Genomic DNA, 15,133 nt, shown 5'->3' on the forward strand with positions numbered 1-15,133 from the left:
GATTGCATCATGACCATTTCTTCCGATGCCCGCATCGCCGTAGTCACCGGAGCCAGCTCCGGAATCGGTGAGGCCACCGCCCGCACCCTGGCAGCTCAGGGATTCCACGTCGTGATCGGTGCTCGCCGCGTCGATCGTCTCGAGAAGATCGCCGAGGAAATCGGTGGTACCGCTCTCGAACTCGACGTCACCGACGAGGATTCCGTCGACGCGTTCGCGGCCGTGGTCCCCCGTGTCGACGTGTTGGTCAACAACGCGGGTGGTGCAAAGGGTCTGGCAACAGTCCTGGACGCGGATCTGGACGACTGGCGGTGGATGTGGGAGACCAATGTTCTGGGCACGTTGCGTGTGACGAAGGCACTGCTGCCCAAGCTGATCGATTCGGGTGACGGTCTGGTCGTGACCATCACCTCGGTGGCCGCGCTGGAGGCATACGACAACGGCTCGGGCTACACCACCGCCAAGCACGCTCAAGCCGTCCTTCATCGGACATTGCGTGGTGAACTGTTGGGTAAGCCCGTTCGACTGACCGAAATCGCGCCGGGAGCCGTCGAGACGGAGTTCTCACTCGTCCGGTTCGAGGGCGATCAGGACAAGGCCGACAAGGTGTACGAGGGAATCACACCGTTGGTGGCGCAGGACATCGCCGAGATCATCGGTTTTGTCGCGTCGCGGCCGTCACATGTGAACCTCGATCAGATCATCGTCAAGCCGAGGGATCAGGCAAGCCCCGGTCGGTTCCACCGCACCACCAGCTAGTTCGAATCGTTCTGACTAACCAGTGCGAATCACCCGGTGCAGGACGAGGCCGAGATTGCGTGCAATCTCGGCCTCCGTCATTTCCGTGGAAGCGCTACGGGCACTTACGGTTTCACCAGCGGTGACGATGTACCGACCATCTCCGGCATAGTCGTACCAGTGGAACGTTATTCCGTCGTCTGTCGGTCTGCTGTCCAGCGCTCCTCCCGGGTATGTGGTGACTTCACCTATCGAGGTCCGCTCTCGGCCGAAGAATCTGCTCACTTCCTCGCTCCCGCGCGCACCGGCAGCACTGCTCAGAAAGCTCGCTCTACCGGAAGTTTTCGGCCTTTCGATGCTCACACCACGCTCCGATCCAGCGGGGGAGGTCGGCAGGTGATCGACGAGCATCCGTGGAATTGCCGATGGGCGTACCACGGTGAAAACCACGTCGGAGCCACAGTCGACAGTCCTGCCGGGCAGTTGAGTCAGGAGCACCCCCAGGTCGCCGGCAACAACGCCGTGCAATCGCGTCACCGTACTCATGTTCTGCCCGTGAAAACCGGAAACCTCCACGCGAGCATCAGGATTCGCAAGAGCACCGAGAACGTGATGCAGCCGATCGTCGAGCAACCAAGCCAGGTGTGCTCCCGCTCGACGTCGCTCTTCTGTCAGCTCGTTCATGGTTTCGGCCGTCGGACGAAACCGCAGCGGGTACGGGAGTCGGTCACGTCCGACCGCTTCCCAGAGAATCTGGAATTCGAGGCCGGTGAACTGCCACTGCATGGTGGTCATTCGCCCAGCACCGCCGGGGAGACCATCGGTAGGTCGCCGACCAGGGCATTGCCGTTCTCGACGGTGACGAGGTAGCCGGGGGTGTCGTGAACGTTGTCTTCGTCTTGCCCTTGCCCTCGTCCCGGTGCCATGCCGCCGACGCCACCCATCGCGCCCCGACCGCTCTGCGCGCCCGTCGCCGAGGTACCGCCAGTTCCGTTGACGCCCCCACGCCCGCCACCGGCGAGGCCACCGGTGCCGCCAGGGCCGAGGGCTCCGACTCCGGTTCCGCCTGGCCCGAAGCCTCCGGTACCGATTCCACCAGCAGGACCACCACCCGAACCGCTACCTACCAGGCCTGACGGCGTTCCGGAACCAAGCTGAGCGCCATTCGGAGTTGCACCTGCCAGGCCACCTGGCGCTGCACCGGCCGGCAGTGGGCCGGCATGTGCCGCCGTGGTCCCGGCCGGGTCGGAATCGGTTCCGGATCGAACTGCATCGACGTTCGGATTCCCTTGGGCATCAACGCCGCTACGGTTGTCACCATTTCCGGAATCGGTGCCGGATGGATTCTGACCGGAACCGTCTCCGGCCGGGTTTGCACCGCCGGAGTTTCCACCGTCCGCTCCCCCACCGACTCCGCCACCCGATGTAGATGGCGTGCCGAGCCCGTTTCCTGGACCCGAAAAGTTCCCGCCGTCGGCACCACCACCACCGAATGCACCGCCACTTCCAGCCCCGCCACTTCCAGCCCCTCCACCGCCGGTGACCGGATTGAATGCGGCCGGGAGGATCGGCACCTGATCGTCCGCACGCTTCATGGACGGCAGATACACGTCCTTCATCACCTGGCGCGCTTGACGTTCGGCTTCTTCCGCTTCGTATTGGGCCTGCTTCCATGTAGCCCCGGGAACCATGCTGAGAAACCTCTCGACCGTCGAGGCGCCGTCGGGTGCCGGAATCGAGCGTTTTGCCTCGTCGAGTGCGATCTTCGCCTCCTCGATCTTGTTCGAGATCAGATCGACCCGCACCTTCAGCTCACCCGCATCAGCCGAGTAGGCCAGCACTGCTTCCAGCGCAGCCGAGCCGCCGCGCCCCTGCCAGCCTTCGGTGATCGCACCGTTCACGTCGTTCTGGAACTTCCCGATGCCGGCTTCGACCCGGCCTGCAATGGCCTTCCAAGCCTCACCGATCGCATTCAGGGTTGCCGGATTCATCTCGTTGACGTGGTCGAAGATTTCGGAGTGCGACATCGCATCGAACGGATCGTCGTCCACGATTGCGTGTTCGCTGTACTCGAGCGACGACGTCTGGGCGGTGAGGGCATCGCGCTCACCCCAGGCTCGTGCGCGCTCCACATCGGCGTCGACGGTCGCAGCAGCCATCTCGTCGTCGAACGCGCCGCGGTCGTCGGTTATGGATTGCACCAGAGCAGATGTAGCGATTGCGCTCGCGATGGGAGTGCCGACAACTGGCAATGCCGCCACGCCGGGAGGCACGGCCTGCGTCGCATCGGAGATTCTTCCCAGCACGTCTTCCAGAAATGGAATGCCCACCGCTGTCCCCCTGAAGTCGAAAACCCCCGTCGGACTCCCCCGAGCCGACAGCACTTACCTGTACAGACGCAAGCAGAGCCCGGACGGTTCCCTCATCCACGGATTTACCGCAGTACAGAGTTACGGCAGTGCCGACATCGACTTCCAGGTCGGCAGATCGATTGCCCAGTCGTAGATGTCGCCGTCCGCAGGAGACAGGTCGATCGACGTGCCGGTCACCTCTACGGGGTCACCGTAGAGGGCGGTTCCGAAGTATTCCTGCGCGTCGGATGTCGACAGGTTGATGCAACCGTTCGTGACGTTCGACGAGCCCTGCACCCCGGTGGTCTCAGGATTGGCGTGGATGAATTCGCCGTTGTTGGAGATGCGCACCGCCCACCGCTCACGCACGTTCTCGTAGAACGGCGGATTGGACATCATGAAGTCTTCGTACTTCTCCGTCACCATGTGAATGCCGCTGCGCGTGACGTTGCGAGGTTCGTTTCCCTCGCCGTAGCTGACGGGAATGTCCATGATCGTCTGACCGTCGCGCACCACCTGCATGCGGTGGCTGGGCGCATTCGCCTTCACGATCTGGCTACGACCGATCGTGAAGTCGAGCGTGAGATCCTGGTCGCCGAAGGCGCCACCGCCGTAGTTCAAGCCGTAGAGCTTGGCGTCCAGATGGACAGTCGTGCCCGGCACCCAGTAATCGGCCGGACGCCAATGGGCCCGCGATCCGCCGTTGTCGTCGGCCAGCCAAGCCCACGATCCGGCGGTGGGCGGCACGGTGGTCACGACAAGCGCCTTCTCGACGGCCGCCTTGTCGACGACGGAGTTGTCGAACTGCAACGTGATCGGTGCCGCGATACCAACTTCTTGGCCGTCGGCGATGTTGAGGGTGGCGCCGGTGGTCGACTCCGGGGCAACCGTCGTAAAGCTCCCTTGGACTGGCACGGATTTACCGTCGGTTCCGGTTGCCGAGCCTGACCACGAATACGTGGTGCCGTAGCCGAGTGCCTCACTGACGGTGAACGATGTCTTGTCAGGCGACAATTGTCCTGCAACGGCTTTACCGGCCGCATTGCTGAGGCTGACGTCGGACAGCGTTCCCTGGGTCACGGCTACCGAGACGGGGGCGACCGGGCTGACATCTTTGGTGCCGGGCGCCGGCGTCGACACCACGGTCGCCACCGGTGCTGGCTCGGCGGCCGCCGCGCCGCCCTGTCCGTCCTTGCCACCGATCGTGCAGCCGACGACGGCCACCATCACAGCGAGCAATACAGCTACCAACGCAACAAGACGCGAACGACTTCTCCTACCACCCAGCTCATGCACTTCAACAGGCTACCTGCGGGCTCCGTCAGGAATCAGATGGTGCAGCCCACAGTTACCGGTTCCGGTTCCAGGTGGACACCGAACGCGGCTTCGACGCCGTCGCGCACTGTCCGCGCGAGCGAGACCACATCCGCGCTCGTTGCCGACCCTCTGTTGGTCAACGCCAAGGTGTGTTTGGTCGACAGCCTGGCCGGTGCATCTTCGCCGGGATAACCCTTCGAGAATCCGGCCCGTTCGATCAACCATCCGGCCGAGAGCTTGGTTCCACCACTGCCGGGGAACTGCGGCACGGTGACGCCGCCGAGCTGTTCGGCGATTGCTTCGAGCACGGCAGGCAGCTTGTCGTCGGGCACCACGGGGTTGGTGAAGAAGGAACCCGCGCTCCAGGTGTCGTGATCGTACGGATCAAGGACCATCGCCTTGCCTGTCCGAAGTCCCAGAACTGCCTCGCGGACCTGCGACGCAGGTAACCGCTCGCCTTCTTCTGCCCCCAGTGCGGTGAACAGTTCGCGGTACGCGAGCGGGGCGCTCAATCCGTCGGTCGACGCGTCGAATTCGACGGCGAGAACCAGTGCTGCGTCCGAATGCTTGAGGACGCTCGACCGGTAACCCAAGTCGAGTTTCGACGGTTCGACCCACGACACTTCGCCACTGCGTCGGTCGAGCAATTGAACCTGCCGGAGCCGCGAGCCCACCTCGACGCCGTACGCGCCGACATTCTGCACCGGCGTCGCACCGGTCGAGCCCGGAATCCCGGACAGGCACTCGAGGCCACCCAGTTCCGCGGCGACCGATTGACCGACTACTTCGTCCCACACCGCGCCCGCTTCGGCGACGACGCGGTCCGTGTCGAGGCTCACGGTGGTGTTGGCCACACGAACGACAACTCCGTCGAATCCCGAGTCGGAGATCACGAGATTGGATCCGCCGGCGAGAATCAGCGTCGGGATCTGCTCGCGATCGAGCAGCGTCACGACGTCGATCAACGACTGCGTCGTCGGACATTCGGCGAGCAGCCGCGCCGGTCCCCCGATTCGGAGCGTCGTCAATCCCGACAAGTCAACGTTCTCGGACACGAAAGCGCCTGATTCCACGACGCGTCTGCCAATGGTTACGTCCCACACATCGATAAACGGTAGCCTCCACAATCGTGAGCCGTCGCATCGAGCATTCGTCGAAGTACACAGTCCCCGCCGAGAAGGTCCATGAGGCGGTGACCTCCGAGCAGTACTGGCGCGACCGAATCGTCGCTGTCGGTGGTCCCGGCGCAACGATCGAAGAGCTGACCGTTCGCGACGAGACCGTCGCGGTCACGATGTCGCAGATCATTGCCGCAGAGCACCTCCCCAGCATGGTGTCGAAAGTCGTCAACGGCGACATCGTCATCAAGCGCAGTGAAACGATGGCGCCTTTCAAGGACGGCAAGGCCACCGGCACCTTCTCCGCCCACGTCGACGGCGTTCCCGCCCGTGTCGAGGGCACGCAGGTGCTGACAGGTGACGAGAACTCCGCCACTCTCGAGATCGACGGTGAGGTCGAGGTCAAGATCCCGTTCCTCGGCGGAAAGATCGAAAGTGCGATTGTCGACGAGGTTGTCCGGCTCATCCAGGCCGAACAGGACTTCACCCGGGAGTGGATCACGAAGTAAAACCCTGCGGGCGGCGGCAGTTGTGGATACAGCCGATTTGGCTTGTCACAGCGTGTAACCGGTATTCTTTCCGATCATGGCTCGCCGCATCGACTACTCCGCCCGCTATCAGCACTCCCCCGAGCAGGTCTATGCGGCGCTGGCGGACCGCTCGTACTGGGAGGCCCGTGTCGAGGAGATGCGCAAGCATTCCGAGAACCATGTGGAACATTTCGAGGTCACCGATTCCGGAATCGATCTCGTGCTCCACCACATTCTTCCGCGCACGGATTTGCCCGACATCGCTCAGACGGTGATGAAGAAGGATCTTGTCATCACTCGTAAGGAGTCGTACGGCGCCTTCGGTGACACCGTGACCGGAACGTACGAAGCGTCCATCCCGGCCGGGCCGGGGAGTTTGTCCGGCACCATGGAATTGTTCGCGACCGATACCGGGTCCACGCTGCGAACCACGTCCGAGGCCAAGGTCTTCATACCGTTCATCGGCGCGAAGTTGGAGCAACTGATGCTCATCAACCTCGTAGATCTGTTCCGCACCGAAGCCCAGGTCACCGCGACCTGGCTCGCTGCACGCTGAACCCGCCGTGAAGAAAGCTCCACCCCCGAAGATCGAGGGGGTCATCACCCGTGGCACGACGGGAATCAACAGACTGCGACGTAGTGACCGGTGGATCGTGCACAACCGCACTATCGCGCACGCCCTGAACAACGCGACCGATCCGTTGATCGTCGACCTCGGGTACGGGGCGAGGCCGGACACCACCTTCGAGATGGCAAGCCGCCTCACCGCTGTCCGGCGGGATCGACGCGTCATCGGGCTCGAGATCGACCCCGCCCGCGTGGTCGAGAGTCGTGACGGTGTCAGCTTCGCCCGTGGTGGATTCGAACTTGCCGGTCTCACACCCGTCTTCGTACGCGCCTTCAACGTGCTCCGGCAGTACCCGGAGGAGGCTGTGGACTCTGCGTGGGCACACATTCAGTCCGGTCTCGCACCGGGCGGGCTGCTACTCGACGGAACCTGCGACGAACTCGGGAGACGTTGCGCCTGGGTGCTTCTCGACGCTGATCGTCCATTGACCCTGACACTGGCCTGGGATCCCTTCGACATCGAGCGCCCTTCCGACATCGCGGAACGTCTCCCGAAGGCTCTCATCCACCGCAACGTTCCCGGTGAGCCGATCCACGCGTTGCTCAGCGCGGCCGATCGAGCCTGGGCCACCGCCGCGCCGCACGCCTCGTTCGGACCTCGCCATCGTTGGGCTGCCGCATTGGAAATTCTTCGTGCGCAAGGAATTCCCGTGCAGCCCGCGCGGCGACGTCTTCGTGACTGCATCCTGACCGTGCCCTGGCACGTCGTAGCGCCGAATCCCTGAACTCACAGACGGGAAACGCCCCGCCGCGGAGGTGTTCTCCGCGGCGGGGCGTCCGTGTGCAGGCGTCGGGCTAGGACCCGAAGATGTTTTCCAGGCTTCCCAGTGAACCGGTCGAACTGCCGCCGTTGCCGGGATCGCCGCCGTCGGACGCTGCCGTTACCTTGACGGTGACTGCGGCCTGGGTCTCGGAACCGAGATAGCCGTCAGTTCCACTGAACACCGCGGTGATTCGGCGATCTCCGAGTTCAGTGAAGGTGTGCGAGAGCGTGGCCTTACCGTTCACCACCGCAACCGGTCCACCGATCGGGGTGGTTCCGTCCATGAACTGGACCGTTCCTGCGCTGAGCGTAGGTACCACTGCCGCAACAAGATCGACCTTCGCGCCCTTGACCGCTGACGCCGGAGCGCTCACGGTGATGGACGTTTCCTGATCCTCCGCGGCCGGAGCCGTGACCGAAACCGACTGAGCAGCCGAGGTAGAGGTGAGGAATCCTGTTGCACCCGAGTAGACGGCCGTGATGTCGTGCGTACCGACGCTCGCGAACTCGTGCATGATCGACGCCTTGCCCTCGACGACCGGCACCGGTGAGCCGAGATTGCCCGAGCCGTCCTTGAACTGCACTGTGCCGCCAACCGGCGTCGGCGTGACGGTTACGGACAGACCAACTGCCGTACCGGTTTTTGCATCCGCCGGAACGGTCAAGACCGTCTGGGTCTGCTGGTCGGTGGGAGCCGGCGCCTTGACGTTCACGGTCTGGGCGTTCGATGTCGAGCCCAGGTAGTTACCCGAACCCGAGAACACTGCGGTGATGCTGTACTCACCCGCCACGGTGAAGATCGGCGTGGTTTTCGCCTTACCTGTGGCGTCCACGGGAATCGGGGAGCCCAGATCCCTGCCACTTTCCTTGAACTGCACGGTGCCACCTGCAACACCGGTCGAGACCGAGGCAGTGAACGACAATGTCTCTCCGGTCGAAGCGGTCGACGGGCCGACGAGGGTGGTCGTTGTGTTCTCCTCGACCACCACCGGAGCGACTGTCAGCGCATGTGGCGCCGACGTCGAAGTCTGGTAGACACCGGAACCGGAGTACACCGCCACGATCGAATGCGCTCCGACTGCATAGGAATTCGTCAGCGAGGCCTTGCCGTTGGCATCGACGGGAACGGCGCCGCCGAGGTCGGTTGCACCGTCCTTGAACTGCACCGTGCCACCCGCCGGAGTGGGCGACACCGTAGCCTCGACGGTCACGGACTCACCTGCAACTGCACTTGCGGGACCGGTGATCGCGGTTGCAGTGCTCTTGTCCGCTTCGGACACTACGACGTCGACAGCTGACGACGTGGAAGACGCCACCTTTGCATTACCGAGATACTTGGCCGTCACGCTGTGGGTTCGGACGTCAGCCGGTGTCCAGGCAAGCGTTGCAACACCATTGGCGAGCGCGCCCGCACCGATCTTGGTGGCACCGTCGAAGAACTCCACCGAATCACCGTCGGCACCACCGGTCACCGTCGCGCTCAGCGGAACAAGTTGTCCCAACTTCACGCCACTGGTCGGTGACAGCGTCGTCGTCGAGACGTTCTTCTGAACGTTGATCGACGGACCACGACCATTTGTCGTGTCGTCAACGAACACCGTCCCGTCGAAATGCACCGTCGTCGACAAATCAGTACCACGAGCACAATCCGCACCGACGCGATACTGGAATTCGAACGTCTTGACGTCACCACCCCACATCGGCCATTCCGTAGCACCCGCACTCAAACGAACAGAATCAGTAGCCACCTCGTTGACACGGAACGCACTACCGTTCACCGTCGCCGAACCATCGACATACGTCATACACGCCGGATGAAAATCGCGCACCGCATACAGATTGTGAACCGCGGCAGTTCGCTTGAACACCGTCTTCGACGTGATCACATCACCCTCGGACGGCGTCCCGTTACTGATCGTCCGAGTCACCTTGTACCCGTCGGAATTGAACTCCGCCGTCACCGGAGCCGCACCAGCAACCCCGACACCCGCAACCACCGCGAAACCCGCAGCAACAGCAAACACACTCAAACCTGCAACTGCACGGCGTGCAGAACCTACAGACATAGCTTTTCCTTCTCGAGAAGTGAGCGAAATGGGTGATGCCCCGCCGCCGAACGCGGGCGGGGCATCACCAGGTGTCGGCGGCTAGGAGCCGAAGATGTTGCCGAGGCTGCCGAGCGAACCGGTGCCGTTGCCTGGTTCTTCACCGTCGACGGGTGCGGCGATCTGGACGGAGACCTGATCGGACGATGCCGTCACCGTGCCGGCGCCCGAGTACTCCGCCGCGACGACTCGCTGCCCTTGAGTTGCGGGCTTCCACGAAAGGCTGGCCTTTCCGGATGAATCGACCGTGGCCGTGCCGATGACGGTCTCGCCGTCCTTGAAGGTGACTGTGCCACCCGCATTGGCGGGGCTGATTTGAGCGGAGATCGTCTGGGCAACGCCGACCTGGCCCGCTACTACGCTGAGATCTGTTGTGGAGCTTGTTGTTCCGGCGGGTTGTTCGGCGACTGTCACATTCGCGGTGGTACTCGACCCGGTGACACCGGATCGACCGGCGAATACGGCTTCCACCGTCTGTGCACCGGCGACCGTCGGAACCCAGGCATAGGTCGCTTCACCGTTGCCTGCCACCGGCACCGAAGCGAGCACCGTTCCGCCGACCTTGAACGTGACCGTTCCACCGGTGCCCGACGCGGACACAGTCGCTTTGAGATTGGTCGACTTGCCGACCTGCGCGCCCGAGATCGGCGCCAGCGTCGTACTGGACTGAGCATCGGCCTGCGAAACGTTCACGATCAGCGCTGCCGAAGCGGAACCGACGGCACGCGCCGTGTCGGCGAACTTCGCTGTGATCGAGTGGTCTCCACGGGTGGTCGGTGTCCAGGCAAGTGTTGCAACACCATTGGCGAGCGCGCCCGCACCGATCTTGGAACCGGCGTCGAAGAACTCCACCGAATCACCGTCGGCACCACCGGTCACCGTCGCACTCAACGTCACCGGCTGCCCCACCTGAGCGCCACTGACCGGTGACACGGTGGTCGTCGACACGTTCTTCTGAACGTTGATCGACGGACCACGACCATTCGTCGTGTCGTCAACGAACACCGTCCCGTCGAAATGCACCGTCGTCGACAAATCAGTACCACGAGCACAATCCGCACCGACGCGATACTGGAATTCGAACGTCTTGACGTCACCGCCCCACATCGGCCATTCCGTAGCACCCGCACTCAAACGAACAGAATCAGTAGCCACCTCGTTGACACGGAACGCACTACCGTTCACCGTCGCCGAACCATCGACATACGTCATACACGCCGGATGAAAATCGCGCACCGCATACAGATTGTGAACCGCGGCAGTTCGCTTGAACACCGTCTTCGACGTGATCACATCACCCTCAGCCGGCGTGCCATTACTGATCGTCCGAGTCACCTTGTACCCATCGGAATTGAACTCCGCCGTCACCGGAGCCGCACCAGCAACCCCGACACCCGCAACCACCGCGAAACCCGCAGAAACGGCAAAAACACTCAACCCACCGACAACACGACGAACACCACTCACGGACATCCAGATCCCTCTCGACAACGGGGCAGACAGGCGTCCAGGACAAGCGTCCGTCTGCTTTCGATGCCGTGACGTTATCCCATTGACTGTAAAGTAACTACGCTTTTCGCCGATTTAGTTCATCGGCGACATCGCCGAACGGCAGTAACAGTGGGCTGAACGTCCCGAACCGCACATCTGGATGCGTTCTTACCTGCGCTAAAGACAAAACAGTCGCCCGAAAATAGCGATTTACAAATCTCTGATATCGGCGTCATATTCGATTTCGGGCGTGATGCCAGAAGGTCGCAGGAGCCTCGAAGATCTCTCTCGGCTACAGGCTTGCGGCCAGAGCCAACTCGACCCGAACAGCAACGTCGACGCTCGCGTTCTCACACGAGAGATACAGCTCGTGCGCGTCCAGTCGACCTATCGCGACCGCATCGGCGACTACTTCGTTGAGCAGGACTTGAGAAATTCCACCGGAAGCGAGGTCGTGCACGGTACGCAAAGGCGTGGTGATGCGGATGGGCCCGATCTGTTCACACTCGTCGTCCGCGAGCGGCAGTCGGTGCAGTGCTACCTGGCGGGTCGGCGCCGCGAGAGGGTGCGCAACGGAGAGGTGAATGAAGCGAGGTTGCAGGTGCCCGAGGCCATGCAGATCTGCGGCACTGTAGTGCGAGACGGTGGCGCTACCGGCGAACCACGTGCACCACTTCGCGAACTCGTCCAAGGCGGTATGTCTGACGCGTTCGAGGCGAAAAAGCCCGCGGCACTCACATGTCCATGTTCCGGATTCCGTCATTTCTTCCATCAACGCCAGACCGAAACCCAGTTCGGATGCCTGGAGAGCCGTGACAAATCCGCACTGTCGCAGCGCCAGCAGCTCGAGTGATTCGTAGTCCGAAGCCATGACCACCTCCGGTGACCGTCGAAAACGCCGTTTCGAACAGACTACGGGCGAGTGTGTCGCGCATCACAGGAATGAGGAAGTGCGTATTCACAGAGTTCGTTCAGACTCGTCGGGAAGAATCTGGCGAATGACTGTCGCAGCGAACAACCCTCGTCCGCGCAACCGAGTGCTCATCATCCTTCTCGTGGTGATCGCCGTACTCGTCGCGGCGCTCGTCGGTGGAGAACTGTACGTACGCAACCAGGTGAAGACCTGCATGGCCGATCAGTTCCAGAGCGAACTGGGATCCCAGGTCGACGTCGGGTTGAGCTGGAAGCCCGTACTCCTGCAGGCAGTCGACAAGAAGGTGCCGTACATCAGCATCGACAGCGACGACTCTTCGTTCGGCCCCGCAACGGGGATGCAGGTTCACGCGAAGGTGAACGACATCAACTTGCAGCCCTCGGCGGGCAACAGCGGCACCATCGGCAGCTCCAGCGCCGACGTCACCTGGTCTACCGCAGGCATTCTCGCCACCTTGCAGGAGCAGACCTTCGGCGGGCTCGTCTCCGGCGTCACCGCCGACTCGAGCGCCGGAACACTCGCGTTCGACGTCGGTCCGGTCGGGCTCGCGAAGCTCACGGTCAAGCCCACCGTCACCAACGGTGTGGTCGACGTCCAGACCGTCGGCGCCGAGATTCTCGGATTGGGTCTGCCGACCGATCTGGTCGACGGCATCGTCCAGACACTCACCGACAGCCTGCAGACCTACCCGCTGGACATGAAGCCCACGAAGCTGACCGTCACCGACGACGCTATCCAGATCTCGTTGGAGGGCGGCGCTTACGCCATGCCCGTCGCCGACGCGAACAACCAGAACACCTCGGCGGTTCCGGACAGCTGCGGCCTGCTGACCTAGTCGGCCAGACCGTCCAATACTGCTCGACTTCCGGATAGTCCGAGGCGGGTGGCGCCGGCCGCGATCATGTCGAGCGCTGCCTGCGTCGTACGTATTCCGCCACTGGCCTTGACTCCCACGCCCGGGCCGACCGTCTGCGCCATCAGTGCGACGGCCTCGACCGTCGCTCCACCCGCGGGGTGGAAGCCGGTGGAGGTCTTGACGAAGTTCGCCCCGGCACGCACAGCTGCGCGGCAACATTCGACGATGGCCTCGTCGGACAGCGCTGCGGTTTCGAGGATCACTTTGAGGATCGCACTCTCCCCCATCGCCTCGCGGACGGTGAGGATATCGGCCAACACCGCGCTGTAGTCGCCGGCGACCGCCGCTCCTACGTCGATGACCATGTCGATCTCGGCTGCGCCTTGATCGACGGCCAGTCGCGCTTCAGCACCCTTGACCAGCGAATGATGCTTCCCCGACGGGAATCCGACGACGGCCGCCGTCACAAGTCCCTCGGCGCGAATCGGCAACATCGACGGCGAGACGCAGACAGCCAGCACACCGAGGCTGCGTGCTTCGTCGATCAGGGCGGTCACATCGGCCGCGGTGGCTTCGGGTTTGAGGAGAGTGTGGTCCACCATCGCGGCAACCTGGGAACGAGTGAGTGCAGCTTCAGACATGTTGGAAAGCTTGGCACACCACCACGCGACCGTCGCTGCAGCCGCACCTGAGAGACTAGGCCGCATGACCGCTGCACCATCGATCGATGATCGTCGCTATGTTCTGTCCCTCGGCTGCCCCGACACCACGGGCATCGTCGCACGCATCTCGACCTTTCTCACCGACGTCGGTGGATGGATCGTGGAGGCCGCATACCACGCCGATGCCGACACCGGATGGTTCTTCACGCGTCAGGCGGTCCGTGCATCGTCGGTGAGCATGAGCATCGACGAGCTTCGTGAACGGTTCAAAGCTGTTGCGGCCGAGATCGGTCCGGAAACCGAGTGGACTCTTCACGACTCCGGCGCACCCAAGAAGATCGTGTTGCTCGTGAGCAAGGAAGGTCACTGCTTGCATGACCTCCTTGGCCGCGCCGCGGGCGGGGAACTCCCCGCAGAAATCAGCGCCGTCATCGGAAACCACGAAGATCTGCGCAGTGTCACCGAGCGCCACGGGATCGACTTCCACCATGTTCCGTTCGCCAAGGACCCGGCAGAACGGGGACCGTCCTTCGAGAAGGTCCGCGCCCTGGTCGACGCTCACAATCCCGACGCCGTGGTTCTTGCCCGATTCATGCAGGTGCTGCCCGAATCACTGTGCGAGCACTGGGCCGGGCGCGCGATCAACATTCACCACAGCTTCTTGCCGTCGTTCATCGGTGCCCGCCCCTATCACCAGGCGTTCGCCCGCGGCGTGAAGTTGATCGGCGCCACCTGCCACTACGTGACCGCCGAACTCGATGCCGGTCCGATCATCGAGCAGGACGTGATCCGTGTGGACCACGCCGACGATGTCGCCGACATGGTCCGTCAGGGTCGAGACATCGAAAAGCTCGTGCTCTCCCGCGGACTGCGCTGGCACCTCGAGGATCGTGTGCTGGTCCACGGGCGCAAGACGGTCGTCTTCAGCTAAGGCTGATCAGCGGGCAAGAGGGCAAGGACCTCCGGTACCGGCCGGAGATGTGCGGCCAGAATTTCGAGAGCCTTGTCTGCATCGGATTCGTCCAGCGCCGCAACCAAGGCGCGGTGCTGGGCATTGATCGTGTCGAGGCGGTGCGGTCCCACGTTGAGTGCGCGCACCGCAACTCTCTGCTGCCGTGACCGCAGCGACTCGTAGAGTTCGGTCAGTACCGAGTTCTGAGCAGCTCTGACCATCGCAAGATGGAACTGCCGGTCGAGACCGGAAACCTCGAACCAATCACGTTCGCGCCCTGCTGCTTCCATCGGTTCGATCAGCTCGATCATCGACGTCGGTGCGCCGAAGCCTCGGGCACACAGCACAGTCACCGCGTGACCCTCGATCAGTTGCCGGCTCTGGTAGACCTCTTCGAGCTCTCGGGCCGTCACCGTTCGTACCTGCGCACCCTTGCGCGGCAGGAGGGTGATGAACTTTTCGGCGGCGAGCCGATGGAATGCCTCTCTGACCGGTGTTCGGGACACTCCCATGGTTCCGGAGACCCACAGCTCGTCCAGGAATCGGCCGCCCTCGATCGATCCACGAATGATCTCGTCCCGCAACCAGACGTAGACACGGTCGCGTGCCGGCCCCTGGGCGGCTGACGGGTCGGCAGTTGCCGGTGTCGACATCACAATCCCTTCGCACTGGCGTCCGCCGGGTTGACG

At 63.0% G+C, this 15,133-nt stretch carries 15 protein-coding genes; 6 read left to right on the plus strand and 9 right to left on the minus strand.

Features of this window, described 5'->3' with window-relative positions; genetic code table 11:
- Positions 1–9: 9 nt before the first annotated feature.
- A complete protein-coding gene (locus tag ACN50D_RS15995) occupies positions 10–759 on the plus strand; it encodes an SDR family NAD(P)-dependent oxidoreductase (protein ID WP_003942076.1) in 750 nt (249 codons plus the stop codon).
- Between the two features lie 15 nt (positions 760–774).
- Here the strand turns inward: ACN50D_RS15995 and ACN50D_RS16000 are convergent, their stop codons facing one another.
- The 4 genes from ACN50D_RS16000 to ACN50D_RS16015 form a co-directional block, all read right to left on the minus strand.
- Positions 775–1,533 (minus strand): ESX secretion-associated protein EspG, encoded by a 759-nt coding sequence (locus tag ACN50D_RS16000; RefSeq protein WP_212633906.1) that lies wholly within the window; start codon positions 1,531–1,533, stop codon positions 775–777.
- Positions 1,530–3,068, minus strand: a complete 1,539-nt coding sequence (locus ACN50D_RS16005) for a hypothetical protein (RefSeq protein WP_212633907.1) — start codon at positions 3,066–3,068, stop codon at positions 1,530–1,532. The genes ACN50D_RS16000 and ACN50D_RS16005 overlap by 4 nt, the downstream gene beginning before the upstream one ends.
- Positions 3,069–3,188: 120 nt before the next feature.
- Positions 3,189–4,385 carry a L,D-transpeptidase gene (locus ACN50D_RS16010; RefSeq protein WP_042452959.1) on the minus strand — a complete coding sequence of 399 codons (1,197 nt, stop codon included), beginning with the start codon at positions 4,383–4,385 and terminating at the stop codon, positions 3,189–3,191.
- 32 nt (positions 4,386–4,417) lie between these two features.
- The gene (locus ACN50D_RS16015) at positions 4,418–5,461 is read right to left on the minus strand and encodes a UDP-N-acetylmuramate dehydrogenase (protein ID WP_212633908.1); all 1,044 of its coding nucleotides are present in this window, start codon (positions 5,459–5,461) and stop codon (positions 4,418–4,420) included.
- A gap of 74 nt (positions 5,462–5,535) precedes the next feature.
- Between ACN50D_RS16015 and ACN50D_RS16020 the strand changes: the two genes are divergently transcribed.
- The 3 genes from ACN50D_RS16020 (at position 5,536) to ACN50D_RS16030 (ending at position 7,406) form a co-directional block, all read left to right on the plus strand.
- Complete coding sequence (locus ACN50D_RS16020) at positions 5,536–6,033, plus strand: DUF2505 domain-containing protein (protein ID WP_042452956.1); 498 nt, start codon at positions 5,536–5,538, stop codon at positions 6,031–6,033.
- A 76-nt stretch (positions 6,034–6,109) separates the two neighbouring features.
- A complete protein-coding gene (locus ACN50D_RS16025; protein WP_007735352.1) occupies positions 6,110–6,610 on the plus strand; it encodes a DUF2505 domain-containing protein in 501 nt (166 codons plus the stop codon).
- A 7-nt stretch (positions 6,611–6,617) separates the two neighbouring features.
- A complete protein-coding gene (locus ACN50D_RS16030; protein WP_007735354.1) occupies positions 6,618–7,406 on the plus strand; it encodes a hypothetical protein in 789 nt (262 codons plus the stop codon).
- Positions 7,407–7,476: 70 nt separating this feature from the next.
- Here ACN50D_RS16030 and ACN50D_RS16035 read toward each other — a convergent pair whose 3' ends face one another.
- From ACN50D_RS16035 to ACN50D_RS16045, 3 genes are all read right to left on the minus strand, one after another.
- Positions 7,477–9,510 carry an Ig-like domain-containing protein gene (locus ACN50D_RS16035; protein ID WP_212633909.1) on the minus strand — a complete coding sequence of 678 codons (2,034 nt, stop codon included), beginning with the start codon at positions 9,508–9,510 and terminating at the stop codon, positions 7,477–7,479.
- Positions 9,511–9,591: 81 nt separating this feature from the next.
- Positions 9,592–11,022: an Ig-like domain-containing protein gene (locus ACN50D_RS16040; RefSeq protein WP_249343201.1), complete on the minus strand. Its 1,431-nt coding sequence runs from the start codon at positions 11,020–11,022 to the stop codon at positions 9,592–9,594.
- Positions 11,023–11,332: 310 nt separating this feature from the next.
- Positions 11,333–11,911, minus strand: a complete 579-nt coding sequence (locus ACN50D_RS16045; protein WP_003941523.1) for a type IV toxin-antitoxin system AbiEi family antitoxin domain-containing protein — start codon at positions 11,909–11,911, stop codon at positions 11,333–11,335.
- A 127-nt stretch (positions 11,912–12,038) separates the two neighbouring features.
- On the opposite strand from ACN50D_RS16045, the gene ACN50D_RS16050 reads away from it, so the two are divergent.
- Positions 12,039–12,809 (plus strand): DUF2993 domain-containing protein, encoded by a 771-nt coding sequence (locus ACN50D_RS16050; protein WP_007735358.1) that lies wholly within the window; start codon positions 12,039–12,041, stop codon positions 12,807–12,809.
- On the opposite strand, the gene deoC is transcribed toward ACN50D_RS16050, so the two are convergent.
- Entirely contained in the window at positions 12,806–13,471 is a 666-nt protein-coding gene (gene deoC, locus ACN50D_RS16055) for a deoxyribose-phosphate aldolase (protein WP_047268935.1), read from the minus strand. The genes ACN50D_RS16050 and deoC overlap by 4 nt on opposite strands.
- A 64-nt stretch (positions 13,472–13,535) precedes the next feature.
- On the opposite strand from deoC, the gene purU reads away from it, so the two are divergent.
- Positions 13,536–14,423: a formyltetrahydrofolate deformylase gene (gene purU / locus ACN50D_RS16060; protein WP_003941509.1), complete on the plus strand. Its 888-nt coding sequence runs from the start codon at positions 13,536–13,538 to the stop codon at positions 14,421–14,423.
- Here the strand turns inward: purU and ACN50D_RS16065 are convergent.
- Positions 14,420–15,097, minus strand: a complete 678-nt coding sequence (locus tag ACN50D_RS16065; RefSeq protein ID WP_050793986.1) for a GntR family transcriptional regulator — start codon at positions 15,095–15,097, stop codon at positions 14,420–14,422. The genes purU and ACN50D_RS16065 overlap by 4 nt on opposite strands.
- Positions 15,098–15,133: the final 36 nt, after the last annotated feature.

The organism is Rhodococcus sp. SB1D (genome assembly GCF_048573875.1).
Taxonomy (GTDB): Bacteria; Actinomycetota; Actinomycetes; order Mycobacteriales; family Mycobacteriaceae; genus Rhodococcus_F; species Rhodococcus_F qingshengii.